This window comes from Arthrobacter sp. UYCu512, assembly GCF_040547075.1.
In the GTDB taxonomy this organism is placed as follows: Bacteria; Actinomycetota; Actinomycetes; order Actinomycetales; family Micrococcaceae; genus Arthrobacter.
Genome location: NZ_JBEPPA010000008.1, coordinates 49264 through 69954 on the forward strand (window position 1 = coordinate 49264; position 20691 = coordinate 69954).

The window sequence follows — 20691 nt, forward strand, 5'->3', positions numbered from 1 at the left end:
TCGCCTCAGCGCACTGCCGCGAGGGTGTCCCGGATCTCGCGGCGCAGGACCTTGCCGATCAGCGAGCGGGGGAGCGTCTCAAGGACCACCACCCGGCGGGGTACCTTGTAGGCGGTCAGGTGTTTCCGGGCAAAGACCAGGAGCGAGTCGGTGTTAATGCTGGTGCCGGCGGCCGGCACGACTGCGGCGACCACGTCCTCGCCGCCGCCGGCGCGGGGCAGTCCGACGACGCAGACTTCGGCAACCCCCGGGAACGTGGCCATGACGTCTTCAACTTCGCTGGGCGAGACATTAAAGCCCCCGGTGATGATGAGTTCCTTGATCCGGTCACGAATGGTCACGAAGTAGTCCTCGTCCACGGAGACGATGTCTCCGGTACGGAACCAACCGCCGTCGAGCAGGGCCTCCTCGGTCTCCACCGGCCGGTTCCAATAGCCGGCGAATACCTGCGGACCGCGGATCAGCAGTTCACCCTCCTCGCCCGCCGCACGGTCCAGCGCGACGTTCCTGGGATCCACCACCCGGATGTCGGTCAACGGGAAGGGTACCCCGACGGTGCCCGGCTTTCGGCTGGCGCCGAAAGGGTTGCCAATCGCGATCGGAGACGTTTCGGTGAGTCCGTAGCCCTCGATCAGGTAGCCGCCGGTCGCTTTTTCCCAGGTCTCCACGGTCGCCGTAGGCAGGTTCATCGCGCCGGAGATGGCAAAGCGGATGCTTCCCAGCCCAACGCCGCGTTCCGCCGCGGCCGCAGCGATCCGGTCGTAGATCGGCGGCACGGCCGGCAGGAAAGTCGCAGGGGACTTCTTGAGCGCCTTGAACACCAGATCGACGTCGAATTTAGGGAACAGGACCAGTTTCGCGCCGATACTCAAGGCAAACGTCATGCAGAGCGTCAGCCCGTAGGCATGGAACATCGGCAGCACCGCGTACACGGTCTCCCGGCCGTCCTTGAGCCCGGGCACCCAGGCCCTGCCCTGGGCGGCATTGGCTTGCAGATTGGCGTGGCTGAGCATGGCCGCTTTGGGCAACCCCGTGGTGCCGGAGGTGTACTGAAGGACCGCGACGTCCCGGGGTGCGGGGCGCGGATGATTCTTTTTGAGTCTGCCGGCGTCGAGGAGGTCCCGCCACGGCAGTACCGTTCGCGGGGCGGCTACGGGCCGGGCCTTCGGCTGCTTGCTGCCCACGGAGAGGGCGGCGCGGGCCTTACGGGCCGCCGGAACCGGAAGCCTCAGCGCCAGCCGCTGCAGCAGCGGCATCGCCGGAATGAGTTCCACCGAGACGATGCTGCGCAGCCCAACGTCGGCCGGCAACTGGCGGACCCGTTCCACCGCTTTATCCCAAACAATTGCGACGACGGCCCCGTGATCCTCGAACTGGTGGCGCAGCTCCCGGTCCGTGTACAGCGGATTGTGCTCGACCACAACGGCGCCCAGGCGCAGCACGGCATGGAAGGCAATGATGTGCTGCGGGCAGTTTGGCAGCACGAGGGCGACCCGGTCGCCGGCCTTGACGCCGAGCTTCTCCAGACCGGCGGCGGCCCGGCTGATCAGCGTGCCGAGCTCGCGGTAGCTGGTGCGGGCGCCGAAAAACTCCAGCGCGGTCTTCGACCCATAACGCCGCACCGACTTGTCCAGGAGGTCGACGAGCGAGCCTTTCGGGAGCGCCAGGCGGGACGGTACGCCCGGCCCGTACGCGCGGGTCCAGGGGCGTTCGCTCCACGGCTGCCCATGTTCCCGGGCAGTATCCGCCGAAGCTGGGCCGGTGGACGAGCTCGACGTCGATGTCTTTTTCATGATCAGTCCTTGCCACTGCAATCCACAGGTGTTCGCGCGCCAGGAGGCCCGCCCAAAAAATCCTACCGGTGCCTGCGCGGTGCGGCTGCCGCGCCCGTGACTTTTGGCCCTATGGCCGGCCGCGGTGCGGGCGGAAGCTGAGGCTACATCGCTTGCGCGGGTCAGCGCCGCCCCGTCGTGTTGATGCCGGTCATTCCAGGCGGGAACGGGAACACCATGACGCACCAGCAGCCAACCCTCCGCTTCCTCGGAGCCACGGATACCGTCACAGGTTCCCGCTACCTGCTGGAAGCCGGCGGTAAACTGGTCCTGGTGGACTGCGGACTCTTCCAGGGCTACAAACGCAGCCGAGAACGCAACCGGACACCGTTTCCGGTCCCGCCGGAATCAATCGACGCCGTCGTCCTGACCCATGCGCATCTGGACCACACCGGTTACGTTCCCGTCCTGGTGCGCAATGGATTCGCCGGTCCGGTGATCGCCACTGAGGGCACCACCGACCTGTGCAAGCTGCTCCTTCCCGACAGCGGCTACCTGCAGGAGGAGGAAGCCCGGTACGCCACCCACAGGGGATCGGCCGGGCACAACCCGGCGCTGCCGCTCTACACCGCAGCTGACGCCGTCGCTTCGCTCAACAGTTTCACTGTCCGTGCTTTTGACGATCCACTGGACCTCGGCGGCGGGATGGTGCTGACGCTCCTGCCGGCGGGCCATATCCTCGGCGCCGCGCAGGTCCACGTGCGGATGGGCTCCCGGTCGGTGCACTTCACCGGGGACCTGGGACGGTCTGATGACCCGCTGATGTTCCCGCCACGGCCCCTGCCAGCGACCGACGTACTGGTCACTGAATCGACCTACGGGAACCGGAAGCACTCCACCGTGGCTCCGGAGAAGCAACTGGCGGACATTATTAACCGGGTCGCGAAGCGCGGCGGCGTGGTGCTGGTCGCGGCGTTCGCCGTCGGCCGGGCCGAGACGTTGATGCTGCACCTGTCCCGGCTCCGCAGCAAGAACCTGATCCCGGACATCCCCGTGTACCTGAACAGCCCAATGGCGATCGATGCCTCCGGGATGTATCAGCGCCACCCCGAAGAGCACCGGCTTGGCGAGCAGGAATACCGGAACATGTACAAAATCGCCCGGCTCACCCGCTCCGTTGATGAATCCAAGCTGCTGAACCTCCGCGGCGGCCCCATGATCATCATCTCCGCCAGCGGAATGCTCACCGGCGGAAGGATCCTGCACCATCTCGCCGCCTACGGGCCGGATCCGAAGAACGCTGTGATCCTCAGCGGATACCAGGCCGGCGGCACCCGTGGCGCCGCCCTCGCGGCCGGCGGGCGCGAGCTCCGCGTTTATGGTGAGGACATCGTGGTCCGCGCTGAAGTGATCCAAATGGAAAGCCTCTCTGCGCACGCGGACGCCGACGGCATCATCGCGTGGATGAAGGCCGCCGAAACAGCACCACGGATGACTTACATCACCCACGGAGAGCCGGACGCCTCCGATGCCCTGCGCCTGCGGATCAAGCGTGAACTCGGCTGGCGGGCCCGGGTTCCCGAGCACCTCGAAACGATCTCCGTTGAGGAGCCCTGGTGACCTCGGGCACCGCGAAATCCGCGGTATTGGCCGAAATACACTCGCTGGCCCGGCCCTTGACGACCGACCGGGACCTCAACGGGCTCGTCCGGCGGGCCGGGGACTGCCGGTTCGTCGCGATTGGCGAAGCGTCCCACGGAACACACGAGTTCTATACCTGGCGCGACACCCTCAGCAGGCGCCTGATCGAAGAGGAGGGCTATAACTGGATCGGTGTCGAGGGGGATTGGCCCGATTGCTGGCGGATCAATCGCTGGGTGCGCGGCGAGACCGGGGAGGACCAGGGGGTCCATGCCCTGCTCGCGGGATTTGGACGCTGGCCCACCTGGCTGTGGGCGAACGAGGAAGTTGCGGCCTTCCTGGACTGGCTCCGAAGCTGGAATATCCGCCGTCCGATGAGCCGGCGGGTCGGTTTCTACGGGCTCGACGTGTACTCGCTCTGGGATTCGCTCCGAGAAATCATCAGTTGGCTTCGGGACAACGAGCCCGGCGCGGTACCCGCGGCCCTGCGAGCCTGGCAGTGCTTCGTGCCCCACCACGAAGACCCGCAAAGGTACGCCTGGAGCACGAGGCTGGTCCCGCAGTCCTGCGAGGCTGACGTCATCGCCCTCCTCACCGAGGTCAGAAGCAGGGTGTCCGGCCCGGGCGGGCACGACGAAGGAGCGTTCGACGCGGTGCAGAACGCCGAGGTGGCAGCCAACGCCGAGCACTATTACCGGATCATGGTCCGCGGTGACCGCCAGTCCTGGAACATCCGGGACCACCACATGGCCGATACCATCGACCGGCTCAGCAGACACCTGGGTGCCGACTCGAAGGGACTCATTTGGGCGCACAACACCCATGTGGGGGATGCCCGGGCTACGGATATGACGCAGGACGGGCTGGTGAACGTGGGGCAATTGCTGCGCGAACGGCACGCTGCCGAGGGCGTGCTGCTGGTGGGCCTCGCCTGCCACCGGGGCGGGGTAATCGCGGCGGACGCCTGGGGCAGCCACGAGCTGGTCTTGCCGGTTCCGGCCGCGCGCCCGGGCAGCCACGAGGATTTCCTGCACGAGGTACTGGGGGCGGCAGCGGTGCTGGAGTTCAATGCCGACAGGAACGGGCCTTGGCTCTCGAGCTGGCTTGGCCACCGGGCGATAGGTGTCCTCTACCACCCTGAGCGGGAGCTGGGGAATTACGTTCCGACCCGGATGGGTGAGCGCTACGACGCGCTGGTCTGGTTCGAGCACACCCGCCCGCTGCGACCGATTCACCATGAGGCTCCGCCGCGGGAACCGGAATTTGCAACTGAGCCGACCGGCTTCTAGTCCGGGCCCGTTTCACGTCCCGGCGCGGATGAGGCACCGGTGCGCGGGGCTTAAGCCCCTAACCGGCGGAGCAGCCCCGGCGGAGAATAAGGTGTCGGCGGACTCCCGGTACTGCCGCCCGGATCACGCGAAGCAGGACAGACCCCGCTACGGAAAAGAGCACGATTCAGAATGAAAAAGCCAATCGTCGTCGGTATCAACGGATCAGCCGGAAGCAAGGCCGCGCTGGCATGGGCCCTCGAACGCGCGGCCCGCGACAAGCTTCCCGTCACGGTGATCCACGCCGTGGATGACCGCTGGATGACCCCGGATTTCCAGTACCACGAACTCATCAGGCAGGCCGGCACGGAACTGCTCCAGGAGGCGAAGGCCAGCGCCAGCGGACAGGCCCCCAGTGTCAAGGTCGACGTCGAACTCGGTCACGGCAGCGGCAGCTCGGTGCTGCGGGACGCCGCCAAGGAAGCATCGTTGGTGGTCGTGGGCGAGCACGACAAACACTGGTTGGACGGCGGCCCCATGTCGGATCGTGCCCTGCAGATCGTCTCCGCCTCCGAAGCTTCCGCAGCTGTCATTCCGCTCAAGGCCGGCGCGGGGAACCACGGCGTTGTGGTGGGAGTGGACGGTTCCGAAGAATCCCTCCAGGCCGTGAACTTCGCGGCCGCGGAGGCAGACCGCGGCAGTGACGAGTTGACAGTCGTCTTCGCCTTCCGCAGGCCGGCGCGCTGGATCGAAACCCAGCTGCCGGAGAGCGGGCTCGCGGAATCCATCCTTGAGGAGGACCGGGTCGTCCTGGCGGAATCCGTCGCAGGGCTGGGCGATAAGTATCCGGACCTGATTGTCCACCAGCGCCTGGAGACCGACACCGAACCCGCCAAAGCCCTGGTCGAAGCCGCCAGGGACGCACGGCTCCTCGTGGTTGGCAGCCGCGGCCACGGGGGCTTTTCTCGGATGCTGCTCGGCTCCACAGCCCACGCCGTCCTCCTCAGCTTGCCGTGCCCGACCATCGTTACCCGGGTCCACAAGGTTAAGCACAAGGACTGAGCGGCGCAGCGGACCTTTTAGCCTGCCCGCGCCGGGTGGGAGGAACCTCTGGTGCAGCCCGTCCTGGATTTTATTGGCCACTATTGGTGGCTGGTCTTCCCGCTCAGCGGAGTGTTCGGCGGTTGGGCACGTTCCTGGTCCCAAGCCAGTGAACGCCGGCACAAGCGGCGGGTTGAGCTCTATACGCTTCGCAACCAGGCCGCGGAGGCGGAGCAGGCCAGCCGGTCCGAGGCCTGGAACCTGGTGGAAAGCCACAACGCCGTCAACCGGCGGTGGCTCGACTATGAACTCGACGTGGGCAAGCTCATCGACTTTCCGGCCATGACCGACGTCCGCGAACCGCTAACGGTAGCGTTCCTGCGCGCCAAACGGACGGCCGACGCCATGCGACCCGAAGCCCCGGAGGACATCACAACGCTGTCGCGGTTAGCTGAGTACCGCGAAGCCGTGCACGGCTTCGCCCTCGCCGAGCGTGAGGCCCTGCGGATCAAGGACAGCAACTTCACCGGACCCGAGCGGCAGCGCCTCGCGACGGCCCGGAAGCTGCTGCGGATCGCGTCGGATGCTGCTGCCACACCGGCGGAACGGCAAACCGCGTACCGGCGCGCGCCGCGAACTGGACGGACTGATTGCGCTGCCTGACGTAACGGTTGCTGCGCTTGAGCAGAAGGCCGCCGCGATGATCGACGCCGCGCCGGCACCCGATCTCCAGCAGAACTGAGGAAAGGCGCTTGCGCCCCGCCCACTGACCCGGCCAGGGCGGCGCCGGGGCCAGTTTTTGGCCCTGCTACCCTTGCCCTTTACCCTTTAACGCGTCAAGCGATTTTGCTGAACCCCGCACGCCTATCCGGTGAATTCCGGATGAATGATGCGGCGCCGGCGGATGAAACTGCTGACCGACTACTCTGCAGATTGGGCAATAGGTGCAAATCACCATCATGGTGGCGCTGGTGATATCGCTGGCACTTTTTTTTGACTTCACCAACGGATTTCATGACACCGCCAACGCGATGGCCACCCCCATTGCCACCGGCGCCATCAAACCCAAAACGGCGGTCGCCCTCGCGGCGGTCCTGAACCTGGTGGGAGCATTCCTGTCCACGGAAGTGGCCAGGACCGTGTCAGGCGGAATTATCAAGGAAGGTGCCGACGGCATCCAGATCACACCGGAGATCATCTTCGCCGGCCTGATGGGCGCCATCCTCTGGAACATGATCACCTGGCTCAAAGGCCTGCCGTCGAGTTCCTCGCACGCATTATTTGGCGGTCTGATCGGTGCGGCCATCGCCGGGATCGGGATCCATTCGGTTAACTTCTCGTCCCTGACACAGAAGGTGATCCTGCCCGCCATCTTTGCGCCGATCATCGCCGGCGGTGTTGCGTACCTGTGCACCAAGCTTGCGTATGCGCTGACCTCCCGGCACGATCCGGATACCGGCAGCAAGCTCACCCAGAAGCGCGGCGGATTCCGGACCGGCCAGATTTTCACCTCCAGCCTCGTTGCCCTTGCCCACGGGACCAACGACGCACAAAAGACGATGGGCATCATCACGCTGGTGCTGATTGCTGCGGGCAGCCAGCAGCCGGGCTCCGGACCTCAACTCTGGGTCATCGCCGCCTGCGCCCTCGCCATAGCGCTTGGTACCTACTCCGGTGGCTGGCGCATCATCCGCACGATGGGATCCGGGCTTACCGACGTCAAGCCGGCACAGGGCTTTGCCGCCGAAAGCAGCACGGCTTCCGCCATCCTGGCCTCCTCCCATCTGGGGTTTGCACTGTCCACCACGCAGGTAGCGTCCGGCTCCGTAATCGGTTCAGGCTTGGGCCGGCGCGGGACCACCGTACGATGGGGCACCGCTGGGCGGATTGCGCTGGGTTGGCTCTTCACCCTTCCGGCTGCGGGGTTGATGGGGGCGCTCACGGCACTGCTGGTGAATACCGGCGTCGGCGGCGTGGTGATTGCCGCCGTGGCCGGCACTGCGGCCGTGACCTACATGTTTGTGCACTCGAACAAGTCGCGGGTCGGACACCACAATGCCGTAGAAGTCGAGGAAGCCGGCACGGCCGTGCACTTCCGCAAGAAAAAGGCACGCGCCGCCGCCGGCACCAACAACAAGCCGAAGGGCGAGCTCTGATGAAGTGGCTGGAACTGGTTCAAGTCGCCGGCGCAACGCTCGTCGCTGCGCTGACCGTTGTGGTCCTTTACTCCTTGGGAGTCCGCCTCACGGCCATCGCCGGCGACGTCGATGAGCGGAAACCGGCATGGGTCCGGCCGCTCGCGTACGTCTGCTTCGGTCTTTGCGGGCTGGCCGTCTTGTTCGGGTTGTACCTGATCATTCCCTACTTCAGCAAATAACCGGCAGGTGGGCGTCCGGGGCGGGTCCGGCTACGCTGGGGCCATGCCTGGATTCCAGTATTTTGTTGCGTCCTCGCTGGACGGATTCATCGCCACCGCCGACGACGAACTGGACTGGCTGCTCCAGTTCGACGGCTTCGCCGGGGGCAAGGAAAGCTATGAAGCCTTTATGGCGGAGGTGGGCTGCATCGTGATGGGCGGTGAGACCTACGCCTGGCTAAGGAAGAACGAACCCGGCCACTGGCCCTACCCAACGACGGCGTGCTGGGTCTTCACACGCCACGAACTCTCCGCCCCGCCCGGTGCGAACGTGACGTTTGTCCGCGGTCCCGTGGCCGAGTTCGTTGCTGATCTCGAGGCCGAAGCGGGAGACCGGAATGTCTGGATCGTCGGGGGCGGCGTACTCGCAGCCCAATTCGCGGATGCCGGCGCGCTGGACGAGATCATTATTTCGATAATTCCCGTTGTCCTCGGCAGCGGCAAGCCGGTGCTGCCGATGTCGGGGCCGACGGCACCGATGGAGCTGCTTTACGCGCACACCATGGGCCGGGGCATCATGGAACTGCGCTACCGTTTCGGGCGCGCCCAGGCATAGAACCGCTGCGGCGAGGCGCCGGGCTGCGGGGCTGCTACTCGGCGATGTCGCGGATCAGGTTGGTGATGCGCGCGGTCGAGAGCCTGCGGCCCTGCTCGTCCGTCATCACGATCTCGTGCGTGGTCAGGGTGCGGCCAAGGTGGATGGCAGTGCACGTGCCGGTCACCGTGCCCGCGGTGATTGCCCGGTGATGCGTGGCGCTGACGTCGATTCCCAGCGCCTGCCGCTGCGGCCCGGCATGCATTCCGGCAGCAAAGGAACCAAGCGTCTCGGCAAGCACCACGTGGGCACCGCCGTGCAGGATGCCGGCGACCTGGGTGTTGCCTTCCACCGGCATGGTGCCAACAGTGCGCTCGGGACTCATCTCCACGAAATGGATGCCCATCTTCACCACCAGGGCGCCCACACCGTAGTGCCCCAGCCAATCGTGCATTTCCTCGGGAATCCCGGCTGCCGCCAGCTCGGCCGTGTACGGGCCCGGCGTGAAATTGTCCGTCATGGGAACTAGGCTGGCACCTGTGAGCGAAACTACCAAACCGGCCCTTGCCCCCTCTGCCGCGGATACCCTTCCGGCAACGGAGACCGAATCAGCGATTGCGGCCAGGCCCGTGCCCTCCAGCCGGGCCGCGGAACCGGTTTCCGCCACTGCGGCGCCCGTGGTTCCGATCACCGGTCAGCCCCGGCTGATGGTCCTCGACGGCCACTCCATGGCATTTCGTGCGTTCTTCGCGCTGCCGGCTGACAAATTCTCCACCGCCACGGGACAGCACACAAACGCCGTACACGGCTTTACGTCCATGCTGATCAACCTCATCAAGGAGCAGAAGCCCACCCACGTTGCCGTCGCCTTCGACGTCTCCGATGACACCACCCATCGCAAGGCCGAATACAGCGACTACAAGGGCGGACGCAACGAAACCCCCCGCGAGATGAGCGGCCAGATCGACCTCATCGACAAGGTCATGGGAGCTTGGGGCATCAAGACCATCAAGATGCCCGGCTACGAAGCTGACGATATCCTGGCCACCCTCGCCACGATGGGAGACAAGGCCGGTTTCGAGGTGCTCCTGGTTTCGGGGGACCGGGATGCCTTCCAGCTGATCACTGACAACGTCTTTGTGCTGTACCCGAAAAAGGGTGTCAGTGACATTCCCCGCCTGGATGCCGTGGCCATCCAGGAGAAGTATTTCGTCACGCCAGCCCAGTATTCGGACCTCGCCGCGCTGGTGGGAGAGTCCGCGGACAACCTTCCCGGCGTTCCCGGCGTCGGCCCCAAGACGGCAGCGAAGTGGATTAACCTTTACGGCGGCCTGGAGGGGGTTCTGGCGAACATCGACTCCATCGGCGGGAAGGTGGGGGATTCCCTCCGCGAAAACGTTGAGGACGTCAAGCGCAACCGGAGGCTGAACAGGCTCCACACCGATCTGGAGCTCCCGGTGACGCTGGAAGAACTTTCGGAACCGCGGCCGGACCAGGCTGCCATCGAGGAGTTGTTCGATACCCTCGAATTCAAGACCATCCGTACCCGGCTCTTCGCCCTGTACGGCAGTGAGGTCGCTGAGCCGGAGAGAGAGCGCCTCGACACTCCGGACTTCGTGGTCCCTTCGGACGCTGCCGAGCTGGCTGCTTTCCTCGACTCGGGGGCCGGCAAGCGTTCAGCTGTCGCCGTCGACCTCGTGCCGGGCCGGATCGGCGAGGATGCCGCTGCCCTGGCCATCGTCCGTGCGGACGGGGCTGCCTACATCGACCTCACCGGCCAGGATGCCGCCGCCGAGAACGTCCTGGCCGGCTGGCTCAGGGACGCGGCCGCGCCCAAGGTCATGCATGGCTACAAGGCGGCACTCAAAGCTCTCTCCAACCGTGGCCTGGGCCTGGACGGCGTGGTGGACGACACCGCAATTTCCGGGTACCTCATTCAGCCTGACCGCCGCAGCTATGAGCTCGCCGAACTCGCCCAGCACCACCTGAACATCGGCGTCGCGACCGAGGCGGCCAAGGCCGGCCAGCTTGAGTTGGCGTTCGACGGCGATACTGCCGCCGCCGGCGCGCTCGTCCAGGTGGCCGCCGTCGTCCAGGCACTGAGCCGCTACTTCGAAACTGAGCTGCAGGAACGCGGAGCCCAGGACCTGCTGACCACCCTCGAGCTGCCCGTCAGCCGGGTCCTTGCCGACATGGAACTCGCCGGAATTGCCATCGACATGGCGCGTATGGACGAGCAGTTGGCGGATCTGGCCAAGGTCATCGACAACGCCCAGGAGCTTGCGTTCGCCGCGATTGGCCACGAAGTAAACCTGGGGTCGCCGAAGCAGCTCCAGACGGTCCTGTTTGAGGAGCTGGGACTGCCGAAAACCAAAAAGATCAAGTCCGGGTACACCACCGACGCCGCGTCGCTCAAGAACCTGCTGGAAAAGACCGGGCACGAATTCCTCGTCCAGCTAATGGCGCACCGCGAGTCCTCGAAGCTGCGTCAGATGCTGGAGTCGCTGAAGAAGTCCGTCACCGACGACGGCCGGATCCACACCAGTTACGCGCAAAACGTCGCAGCCACCGGCCGGATCTCGTCCAACAACCCCAACCTGCAGAACATCCCCATCCGCAGCGAGGAGGGCCGCCGTGTGCGCAGCATCTTTGTGGTCAGCGATGGCTACGACTGCCTGCTCTCGGCCGACTACTCGCAGATCGAAATGCGCATCATGGCGCACCTCTCGGGGGATGCGGGCCTGATTCAGGCCTACAAGGACGGCGAAGACCTGCATCGGTTCGTAGGTTCCAACATCTTCCATGTACCCACAGACCAGGTGACCAGTGCGATGCGTTCCAAGGTCAAGGCCATGTCCTATGGCCTTGCCTACGGACTGACCTCCTTCGGGCTCTCCAAGCAGCTCGAGGTTTCCGTCGATGAGGCGAGGACGCTGATGAAGGACTACTTCGACCGGTTCGGCGCCGTCCGCGACTATCTCCGCGGCGTCGTGGAGCAGGCCAGAATCGACGGGTACACCGCCACCATCGAGGGCCGACGCCGGTATCTTCCGGACCTCACGAGCACCGACCGCCAGCTGCGCGAGAACGCTGAGCGCATTGCGCTGAACTCTCCGATCCAGGGATCGGCAGCGGACATCATCAAGCGTGCGATGCTCGGGGTCTCCGGTGCGCTGGCCGAACAGGGACTGAAGTCGCGGATGCTGCTGCAGGTCCATGACGAACTGGTTTTGGAAGTCGCGGCCGGAGAGCGGGACACCGTGGAAAAGCTCGTGACCGAGCAGATGGGGGCGGCTGCCAGGTTGACTGTTCCGCTGGAAGTCCAGATCGGCGTCGGTTCGAGCTGGTACGAGGCGGGGCATTGATGCCTGCGTGAATTGTGGATTTTGCAGGATACCCAGGGGGAAAGCACATGACTGAAAAGTACGAGATCAGGAGGTTCCGGGCGGCCCAAAAGGGCGAACCGGACTACGCGCTGGGCGTCTCCTGGCTGCGCGGCGTCGGCGTCGGCTTTTACGACGAGCGCCACAAGGACGAGTTCGTGGACAAGGTCATGGCCATGTACCGCGCCGACAACCGCGAGCTGACGGGGGTCTACCAGCGCGGCACAGTGGCCGCGCATTCCCTGGCTGCCGACATCCCCGTGGCCACCTTCGGGACCCTGCGCAAAAACCTCAATGTCGGTTACGGCCGGCAGCTCGAAGCGCAGCTGATCACCGCCGTAACCGTCCGGGGAACCCACCGCCGGCAGGGACTCCTGCGCCGGATGATGACCGAGGACCTGGCGGCGTCGAAAGCCGACGGCCTGGCCATTGCTGCCCTGACGGCGTCCGAGGCTTCCATCTACGGTCGGTTCGGCTTCGGCGTCGCGACGTTCGAGCGCAGCGTGAAGGTGGACACCGGCCCGCGCTTCCGGCTGCGGCACAGTGCGAGCGGCTCGGTGGAAGTCGCCGACCGGAAAGTCCTGCTGGAGCTGGCCCAGGGCGTGTTCGAACGCGTCCACCGGGTCACGCCCGGGTCTATCGATCGGCAGGACGCCTACCGGCAGCGCAGCTCGGGGACACTAGGCCGGGACGGGGCGGAGGACGAATCGATCCGCTGTGCCCTGCACTACGACGCCGACGGTGCTGTGGACGGTTATGTCGCCTACAAATTCTCCGGCTGGGACACCACGCCAGCCACCATGGAAGTCGTTGACCTCGTCGCTGCCACCACGTCCGGCTACCTCGAGCTGTGGCAGTTCCTCGGCAGCATCGACCTCATTCAGCGTGTTGCGTGGGCCGAAGCCCCCGTGGACGATCCGCTGACGTGGGCCCTTGAGGACCCGCGTTGCATCGAGTCCGCCGAGAACGCAGACATGCTTTGGCTCCGGATCCTGGACACGGCCAAAGCCCTCGGCGCACGACGCTACTCGACCGACGGCAGCCTGGTCCTGCACGTCACCGACACCCTGGGCTTCGCGGCGGGCACGTACACGCTCACTGTGACTGACGGTGAAGCCCGCGTGGAGTCCGCCCCGGACGGCACCGAACCGGACCTGAGCCTCGACGTCGCGGAACTCGGGTCCGTCTTTCTCGGCGCAGTCTGCCCGGTGACGCTGGCGGCTGCCGGGCGGATCCTGGAGCACGTTTCCGGGGCCGCACTGACCGCACGGCTGATGTTCGCCGTCGACCGTGCACCGCACTGCCTGACGCACTTTTAGGCGAATTGGCCCCGAGCCGTTGCACTTTGACCGGCGTTCCCGTATACGACTAGACTAAACGGGCGTGTACTACGTGCCCGCATCTTCAATCCACAAATCAGGATGACCCGGCAAAATGCCGTGCCTGCTCCCGTGTCGCCGACGCGGGCGCAGCGGTTGGCCTGACCGACTAACTATCCACAACGGAGCCCCTACTACATGACCATCACCTCCACCGAGAAGCCCGGTACACCCGTAGTCGCAATTAACGACATCGGTACCGCTGAGGACTTCCTCGCAGCTGTCGACGCCACCATCAAGTACTTCAACGACGGGGACCTCGTCGAAGGTACCGTCGTGAAGGTCGACCGCGACGAAGTTCTGCTCGACATCGGTTACAAGACCGAAGGTGTCATTCCCTCCCGCGAGCTGTCCATCAAGCACGATGTTGATCCCGGAGACGTCGTCTCCGTTGGCGATCTCGTCGAAGCCCTGGTGCTCACCAAGGAAGACAAAGAAGGCCGCCTGATCCTCTCCAAGAAGCGTGCTCAGTACGAGCGCGCCTGGGGCGACATCGAGAAGGTCAAGGAAGAGGACGGCGTCGTCACCGGCACCGTCATCGAGGTTGTCAAGGGTGGTCTTATCCTCGACATCGGCCTGCGCGGCTTCCTGCCGGCATCCCTCGTCGAGATGCGCCGTGTGCGCGACCTTGCTCCGTACATCGGCCAGAAGATCGAAGCCAAAATCATCGAGCTGGACAAGAACCGCAACAACGTGGTGCTGTCCCGCCGTGCATGGCTCGAGCAGACCCAGTCCGAGGTCCGCTCCACGTTCCTCAACAAGCTGGAAAAGGGCCAGGTCCGTCCCGGCGTCGTTTCCTCCATCGTCAACTTCGGTGCCTTCGTGGACCTGGGCGGCGTAGACGGCCTCGTTCACGTTTCCGAGCTGTCCTGGAAGCACATCGACCACCCGTCCGAGGTTGTCGAGGTGGGCCAAGAAGTCACCGTCGAGGTTCTCGAGGTCGATCTGGACCGCGAGCGTGTTTCCCTCTCGCTCAAGGCTACGCAGGAAGACCCGTGGCAGACCTTCGCCCGCACCCACGCCCTCGGGCAGGTTGTGCCGGGTAAGGTCACCAAGCTGGTTCCGTTCGGCGCGTTCGTTCGCGTTGAAGACGGCATCGAAGGCCTGGTCCACATCTCCGAGCTCGCAGTGCGCCACGTAGAGCTGGCCGAGCAGGTTGTCTCCGTCGGGGATGAGCTGTTCGTCAAGGTCATCGACATCGACCTCGAACGCCGCCGCATCTCGCTGTCCCTCAAGCAGGCCAACGAGGGCGTCGACGCCGACTCCACCGAATTCGATCCGGCTCTGTACGGCATGGCCGCAGAGTACGACGAAGAAGGCAACTACAAGTACCCGGAGGGCTTCGATCCGGAGTCCAACGAGTGGCTTGAAGGCTACGAGACGCAGCGCGCCGCCTGGGAGCAGCAGTACGCTGACGCCCAGACCCGCTGGGAAGCCCACAAGAAGCAGGTTGCCCAGCACGCTGCCGATGACGCTGCAGCTGCAACGTCCGGCGAGAGCGACTCCGGCACCACCAGCTACTCCTCCGAGCCGGCTGCAGCCGAGTCCAACACCGGTGGCGGCACGCTCGCTTCCGACGAGGCTCTGGCAGCACTGCGCGAGAAGCTGACCGGCAACTAATTGCCCGTGGTTCCCGGGGATCCACTCCCCGGGCCCTGGCAGTTTGTAGCCTAAATTAGCGCCATAAAAATGGCCGTCCCTCCGGGGGCGGCCATTTTTGTGTTGTTTTACAAGTGCCACTGTTTTCGGGCCGGCCCTGGCTGCTCCCCGTGGGGACATGCCCGGTGGTGGCTGCGGCCACTGGACATAACAGTATTATGCTCAGGCCTGGTCCCGAGGGCGGGGCATGTCCGGAGGTATCCCGCCGGGCCTGGTGGACATGTCCGTCGCAGACCGAGCCAGGCCATGCCGTTGGTGGCGGGCGGAATGGTTGACTTTGCAGCTGCTTAGCGTCGATGCTGTCCGGGTTAGGTCAACGGAACACAAGGGGGCGGCCACTATGGGTGGAACTGCAGGAAATTTCCAGGCAACCGAGCCAGCTGACAACCGGACTTGGCCAGGGGCAATCGGAGCCATCACCTTATTCGTCGAGGATCTGCCCGTGGCAAAACGCTTCTACCGGGAAGTGTTTGGTCTGCCGGTGGCGTATGAAGACGAGGCCTCGGCTGTGTTTAGGTTCGAGAACACCCTGATCAATTTGTTGAACTCTTCCGAGGCACCGGAGCTCATCGGCCCTGCCAAGGTGGCTTCTGCCGAGGTCGGCGCCAGGATGCAATTCACCCTCGAGGTGGACGACGTTGATGCCTTGTGCGCGGATTTGACCGGGCGCGGCGTCGAACTCCTGAATGGACCGGTGAACCGGCCGTGGGGTATCCGCACGGCAAGCTTTCGCGACCCCGGCGGCCACATTTGGGAAATTGCGGCGGCTCTCGCCTGAATCCGGGTGGACCATGTCCAGCCGCGGACCCGGGCGATGGGAACATCAGGATTATGTCCAAGGGCTTGGGCTAACAGGGGGCATGCTCAGCATCGGGGGGTGCTGAACAGTGGGCATGTCCACCGGGGGGTGGTGAACGGCGGGCATGCTCAGGGTGGGGGAGTCAGCGCAACGCGATCCTGGCCTTGACCGGAACCGTTGCACCGGTGGCGGCTTCGCCTTCCTCGAGCTCGGCACCGGCTGACCTCAGGAGGGCCAGCGCCGCGGTGTTCCCTGCCGTTGTCTCGGCTTCCAGCACCGATGCCCCGGTCGCGGCGGCCCGGCCAATCACGAGACGAAGCGCTTCGCGTGCGATTCCGCGGCCGCGGAAGCTGCGCGCCAGCCAGATACCCGTTTCCAGCGCACCGGCTCCGGTCCGCCGCAGCCGGACCGCGCCCGCCAGTTCACCGCCGGAACTGACCGCCCAGCTTTGCTGCTGGCCTGGCCCGTCGAGTCCGGCGGCCGCTCGGTGGTATTCGCGGAACCAGCTGATCCGTTCCGAATTCCAGCCGGCGGCGCTGCCCATGGGTGGGGTCACGTCGTCCGCATCCGCGTCCTGGATCGCCACTGACAGGAGCTGCTCGAGGACCGCCCCTGAGACATCAACGAGCAACACGGCGGGACGGGAAGGCTCACCCGTGGGGGACATCGATCCACTCCGTTTCTCCGGGCACTAATTCGGCCGTTCCGGCAGACAGCGCGGCCAGCCGCTCGGCCGCCCGGGCCAGACCAGGCGGATCATCCGGCAGGGCAAGCCGAAGGATAGTAGCTTCCGCCGCGTAACTGGATTCTGCCATGACGTAACCCGCGGCGCGGAGCTCGTTTTCCAGCCGCCCGGCGGACGTGTGCGGAACGGCCACCCTGCAGATCCGCAGCCGGCGGCGCTGCACGAGGGGCGCCCGGTCCAAGGCAGTGGTCACGGCTTCCGAGTAGGCTCTGACCAATCCGCCTGCCCCCAGCAGGATCCCGCCAAAGTACCGGACCACCACAGCTGTTACATCACTGAGATCCGTCGCGCCCGGAGCGGTTTCGCGTTTGAGCAGCGCATCAAGCATCGGGTTGCCCGCGGTTCCGGACGGTTCGCCGTCGTCGTTTGAGCGTTGGACATCCCGGTCCGGACCGAGCACAAACGCGGAACAGTGGTGCCGTGCGTCGTGGAATTCTTTGCGCAGGGCGGCAAGGACCGAACGGGCCCCATCCTCGTCTGCGGTCCGTTGCAGCACCGTAATGAAGCGGGAGCGTTTAACCTCAGTCTCGTGGCGGAACTCCCGGTCCGCCGCCAGCGAGGTGTACACGGTGGCCCTGCTCTCCGGGAAAACCGCATCTTCAGCCACCGGATCAGTTTAGTCTGGTGGAGTGCTGAAAATCGGGTTGACGGGCGGCATCGCCGCAGGCAAGTCAGTGGCCTCCTCGCGCCTGCGCGAACTGGGCGCCGTAGTGATCGACGCAGACGCCCTGGCCCGGGAGGTCGTCGAGCCCGGCACACCCGGACTCGCCAAGGTGGTGGAGGCCTTCAGCAAGTCGGTTTTGACGCCCGACGGCGGCCTGGACCGGGCCAAGCTCGGCGCCCTCGTGTTCGGCAACCCGGACCGCCTTGCCGTATTAAACAACATCATCCATCCGCTGGTGCGGGAGCGGGCTGCCGCACTGTCCGCCGCCGCCCCTGTGGGCGCCGTGGTGGTCCAGGACATCCCGCTCCTCGTTGAGACCGGCCAGGGTTCCAATTTCCACCTGGTGGTGGTGGTTGACGCCCCCGATGAGGCCCGGCTGCAGCGGATGGTGCAACACCGGCGGATGAGCCCCGCTGACGCCCGCGCCAGGATGGCTGCGCAGGCGGGCAGGCAGGCCCGGCTGGCAGCAGCCGACGTCGTCCTGGACAACTCCGGTTCCAAGCAGGAACTTCGGGATGCGGTGGACCGGCTCTGGAAATTCCGGCTGGCACCATTCGCGGAGAACCTGGGCAGGCACCGCCCGGCACCCCGGACCGGCGCCCCGCTGCCGGCGCACGCCAACCCCGAGTGGCCGGTGCAAGCCGCGCGGCTTATGGCGCGCCTGCGGACGGCTGCGGGGGAGGACATCCTGGCCCTGCACCATGTTGGTTCCACTGCCGTGTCCGGCCTCGGCGCGAACGACGTGCTGGACCTCCAGCTCGGCGTCGAGGACATGGCCGCCGCGGACCGGATCTCGCTGCTGCTCGCCGAAGCGGGTTTCCCGGCGCCGCCCGGTGCGGTTTCCGGCAACCCCCAACCCCCGCCCCCGGACCCGGCAAGCTGGCCGGAGCGCCTGCACGCCAACGCGGACCCCGGACGGGCGGTCAACCTCCACGTCCGGGCCGTGGGCTCGCCGGGCTGGCGGTTCGCGCTCTGCTTCCGGGACTGGCTGCGCGATGACCCGGCTGCCCGGGAGGAATACCTTGCCGAGAAGCGCCGGGCCGGCAGGTTGCACGGCGCAGATCGGAGCACCGCTGGCTACGCCTCGGACACGGAGGACGGGATGGCCGGGCACGCCCCGGCGCAAATGGAAGCGTGGGCGCGGCGCACCGGCTGGCAGCCTCCCTTGTAGCCGGGGCCCGAAGCCGGACCGGAACGTACCGCCCAAAGCTGAATCAGGGCGGAGCGTCGGGGCCCGGCGGTACATTAGGAACATGAGTCTTGCCCAGCAGATCAACCGTGTCGTGGCGCCTTTCGAGGTCATCAGCGAATTCCAGCCGGCAGGCGACCAGCCGGCCGCCATCGGGGAACTGACCGAGCGCATCAAAAACGGCGAGAAGGACGTGGTGCTGCTCGGCGCCACGGGTACCGGCAAGAGCGCGACGACGGCGTGGCTGATCGAGCAGGTGCAGCGGCCCACCCTGGTGATGGTGCAAAACAAGACCCTCGCAGCGCAGCTCGTCAACGAATTCCGCGAGCTGCTGCCCAACAACGCCGTCGAATACTTCGTCTCCTACTACGACTACTACCAGCCGGAAGCCTACGTGGCGCAGACGGACACCTTCATCGAAAAGGACTCGTCCGTCAACGAGGAAGTCGAACGGCTCCGGCACTCCGCCACCAATGCGCTGCTGACCCGCCGGGACGTGATCGTGGTCGCCACCGTGTCCTGCATCTATGGCCTCGGCACCCCGGAGGAATACATCGCCGGCATGGTGACACTGAGCAAGGGCGCCGAGATGAACCGCGATGACCTGCTGCGGAAATTCGTTTCCATGCAGTATGCCCGCAACGACATGGACTTCCACCGAGGCACGTTCCGGGTCCGTGGCGACACCGTAGAAATCATCCCGATGTACGAGGAGCTTGCGATCCGGATCGAGTTCTTCGGCGACGAGATCGAGAACATCTATACCCTGCACCCGCTCACCGGAGAAATCATCCGTGATGAGACCGAAATGTACGTCTTCCCGGCATCGCACTATGTCGCCGGTCCGGAACGTATGGGCCGGGCGATCAAGCGGATAGAAGACGAGCTCGCCGGACGGCTCCAGGTCCTGGAAAGCCAGAACAAACTTGTGGAAGCGCAGCGACTCAGGATGCGCACCACCTACGACCTGGAAATGATGCAGCAGATGGGCTTCTGCAACGGCATCGAGAACTACTCCAGCCACATCGACGGCCGCGCCCGCGGAACGGCGCCGCACTGCCTCATCGATTACTTCCCGGACGACTTCCTCCTGGTCATCGACGAGTCGCACGTTACAGTGCCGCAGATCGGCGCGATGTACGAGGGCGACATGTCCCGGAAGCGGAACCTCGTAGACCACGGCTTCCGGCTGCCCTCCGCGATGGATAACCGGCCGTTGAAATGGGACGAATTCCAGGACCGCGTTGGGCAGACCGTCTACCTCTCCGCCACGCCGGGCAAGTACGAGCTCGGCAAAGCCGACGGCTACGTCCAGCAAATCATCCGGCCCACCGGCCTCATCGACCCCGAGGTGATCGTCAAGCCGACAAAGGGCCAAATCGATGACCTGCTCGGTGAGATCAAGACCCGCACCGCGAAGGATGAGCGCATCCTGGTCACCACACTGACCAAACGGATGGCGGAGGACCTTACCGATTATCTGCTCGGGCACGGCGTCAAGGTCGAATACCTGCACTCGGACGTTGACACCCTGCGCCGCGTCGAGCTGCTGCGGGAACTTCGGATGGGAGTCTTCGACGTCCTGGTCGGCATCAACTTGCTCCGGGAGGGCCTGGACCTGCCCGAGGTGTCGCTGGTGAGTATCCTGGATGCGGACAAGGAAGGCTTCCTGCGGTCGGCAACGTCGCTGATCCAGACCATCGGCCGGGCCGCCCGCAACGTCTCCGGCGAGGTCCACATGTACGCGGACCGGATCACCGACTCCATGGCGAAGGCCATTGACGAGACCAACCGGCGGCGCGAGATCCAAGTGGCGTACAACACCGCTAACGGCGTCGACCCGCAGCCGCTGCGGAAGAAGATCGCCGACATCACGGACCAGATCGCCAAGGAGGACGCCGACACCCGCGAACTCCTCGCCGCGGCCGGCAAGTCGCGCGGCAAGGGCAAGGGCTCGGCAAAGGTCCGGGCGGACGGCCTGGCCGCGGCACCGGCCGAGGATCTGGTGGGCCTGATCGAGCAGCTCACCGAACAAATGCATGCCGCCGCCGGGGAGCTGCACTTCGAGCTTGCCGCCCGGCTTCGTGACGAGGTAGGGGAGCTGAAGAAGGAACTGCGCCAGATGCAGTCCGCCGGGCACGCCTAAGGTAGGGTAGGACGAACGTAGGGGAGTATCCCAAGCGCTACGATCGTCAACACG

The 20691-nt window shown here is 65.4% G+C and carries 17 protein-coding genes; 13 read left to right on the forward strand and 4 right to left on the reverse strand.

Annotated features, from left to right (window positions below; translation table 11 throughout):
* Positions 1-5: 5 nt before the first annotated feature.
* Complete coding sequence (locus tag ABIB49_RS10115; RefSeq protein ID WP_226773157.1) at positions 6-1793, reverse strand: long-chain-fatty-acid--CoA ligase; 1788 nt, start codon at positions 1791-1793, stop codon at positions 6-8.
* A gap of 216 nt (positions 1794-2009) precedes the next feature.
* On the opposite strand from ABIB49_RS10115, the gene ABIB49_RS10120 reads away from it, so the two are divergent.
* From ABIB49_RS10120 to ABIB49_RS10150, 7 genes are all read left to right on the forward strand, one after another.
* Positions 2010-3392, forward strand: a complete 1383-nt coding sequence (locus ABIB49_RS10120; RefSeq protein ID WP_226773156.1) for an MBL fold metallo-hydrolase RNA specificity domain-containing protein — start codon at positions 2010-2012, stop codon at positions 3390-3392.
* Positions 3389-4702: an erythromycin esterase family protein gene (locus tag ABIB49_RS10125; protein WP_354157035.1), complete on the forward strand. Its 1314-nt coding sequence runs from the start codon at positions 3389-3391 to the stop codon at positions 4700-4702. Before ABIB49_RS10120 ends, ABIB49_RS10125 begins: the two co-directional genes overlap by 4 nt.
* A gap of 171 nt (positions 4703-4873) precedes the next feature.
* Positions 4874-5743, forward strand: coding sequence for a universal stress protein (locus tag ABIB49_RS10130; protein ID WP_226773154.1), 870 nt, complete (start codon positions 4874-4876; stop codon positions 5741-5743).
* A 51-nt stretch (positions 5744-5794) separates the two neighbouring features.
* Complete coding sequence (locus ABIB49_RS10135) at positions 5795-6385, forward strand: hypothetical protein (protein ID WP_502913791.1); 591 nt, start codon at positions 5795-5797, stop codon at positions 6383-6385.
* A gap of 281 nt (positions 6386-6666) precedes the next feature.
* Complete coding sequence (locus tag ABIB49_RS10140) at positions 6667-7878, forward strand: inorganic phosphate transporter (RefSeq protein WP_282468152.1); 1212 nt, start codon at positions 6667-6669, stop codon at positions 7876-7878.
* Positions 7878-8099: a hypothetical protein gene (locus ABIB49_RS10145; protein ID WP_226773152.1), complete on the forward strand. Its 222-nt coding sequence runs from the start codon at positions 7878-7880 to the stop codon at positions 8097-8099. Before ABIB49_RS10140 ends, ABIB49_RS10145 begins: the two co-directional genes overlap by 1 nt.
* Before the next feature lie 43 nt (positions 8100-8142).
* On the forward strand, positions 8143-8694 hold the full coding sequence (locus tag ABIB49_RS10150; protein WP_226773151.1) for a dihydrofolate reductase family protein: 552 nt from the start codon (positions 8143-8145) through the stop codon (positions 8692-8694).
* A 34-nt stretch (positions 8695-8728) separates the two neighbouring features.
* On the opposite strand, the gene ABIB49_RS10155 is transcribed toward ABIB49_RS10150, so the two are convergent.
* Positions 8729-9193 carry a hotdog fold thioesterase gene (locus ABIB49_RS10155; RefSeq protein ID WP_226773150.1) on the reverse strand — a complete coding sequence of 155 codons (465 nt, stop codon included), beginning with the start codon at positions 9191-9193 and terminating at the stop codon, positions 8729-8731.
* 208 nt (positions 9194-9401) lie between these two features.
* On the opposite strand from ABIB49_RS10155, the gene polA reads away from it, so the two are divergent.
* From polA to ABIB49_RS10175, 4 genes are all read left to right on the forward strand, one after another.
* Positions 9402-12038 carry a DNA polymerase I gene (polA, locus tag ABIB49_RS10160; RefSeq protein ID WP_502913796.1) on the forward strand — a complete coding sequence of 879 codons (2637 nt, stop codon included), beginning with the start codon at positions 9402-9404 and terminating at the stop codon, positions 12036-12038.
* 47 nt (positions 12039-12085) lie between these two features.
* A complete protein-coding gene (locus ABIB49_RS10165; protein WP_226773149.1) occupies positions 12086-13375 on the forward strand; it encodes a GNAT family N-acetyltransferase in 1290 nt (429 codons plus the stop codon).
* Positions 13376-13573: 198 nt separating this feature from the next.
* The gene (rpsA, locus tag ABIB49_RS10170) at positions 13574-15055 is read left to right on the forward strand and encodes a 30S ribosomal protein S1 (protein WP_226773148.1); all 1482 of its coding nucleotides are present in this window, start codon (positions 13574-13576) and stop codon (positions 15053-15055) included.
* A 379-nt stretch (positions 15056-15434) separates the two neighbouring features.
* Entirely contained in the window at positions 15435-15872 is a 438-nt protein-coding gene (locus tag ABIB49_RS10175; protein WP_226773147.1) for a VOC family protein, read from the forward strand.
* Between the two features lie 163 nt (positions 15873-16035).
* Here ABIB49_RS10175 and ABIB49_RS10180 read toward each other — a convergent pair whose 3' ends face one another.
* Together ABIB49_RS10180 and ABIB49_RS10185 are read right to left on the reverse strand one after the other, a co-directional pair.
* On the reverse strand, positions 16036-16560 hold the full coding sequence (locus ABIB49_RS10180) for a GNAT family N-acetyltransferase (protein ID WP_354157036.1): 525 nt from the start codon (positions 16558-16560) through the stop codon (positions 16036-16038).
* Complete coding sequence (locus ABIB49_RS10185; protein WP_354157037.1) at positions 16544-17245, reverse strand: IMPACT family protein; 702 nt, start codon at positions 17243-17245, stop codon at positions 16544-16546. Before ABIB49_RS10185 ends, ABIB49_RS10180 begins: the two co-directional genes overlap by 17 nt.
* 22 nt (positions 17246-17267) lie before the next feature.
* On the opposite strand from ABIB49_RS10185, the gene coaE reads away from it, so the two are divergent.
* The gene (coaE, locus tag ABIB49_RS10190) at positions 17268-18473 is read left to right on the forward strand and encodes a dephospho-CoA kinase (RefSeq protein ID WP_354157038.1); all 1206 of its coding nucleotides are present in this window, start codon (positions 17268-17270) and stop codon (positions 18471-18473) included.
* 82 nt (positions 18474-18555) lie between these two features.
* A complete protein-coding gene (gene uvrB / locus ABIB49_RS10195; RefSeq protein ID WP_282359950.1) occupies positions 18556-20637 on the forward strand; it encodes an excinuclease ABC subunit UvrB in 2082 nt (693 codons plus the stop codon).
* The last annotated feature ends 54 nt before the right edge of the window (positions 20638-20691 follow it).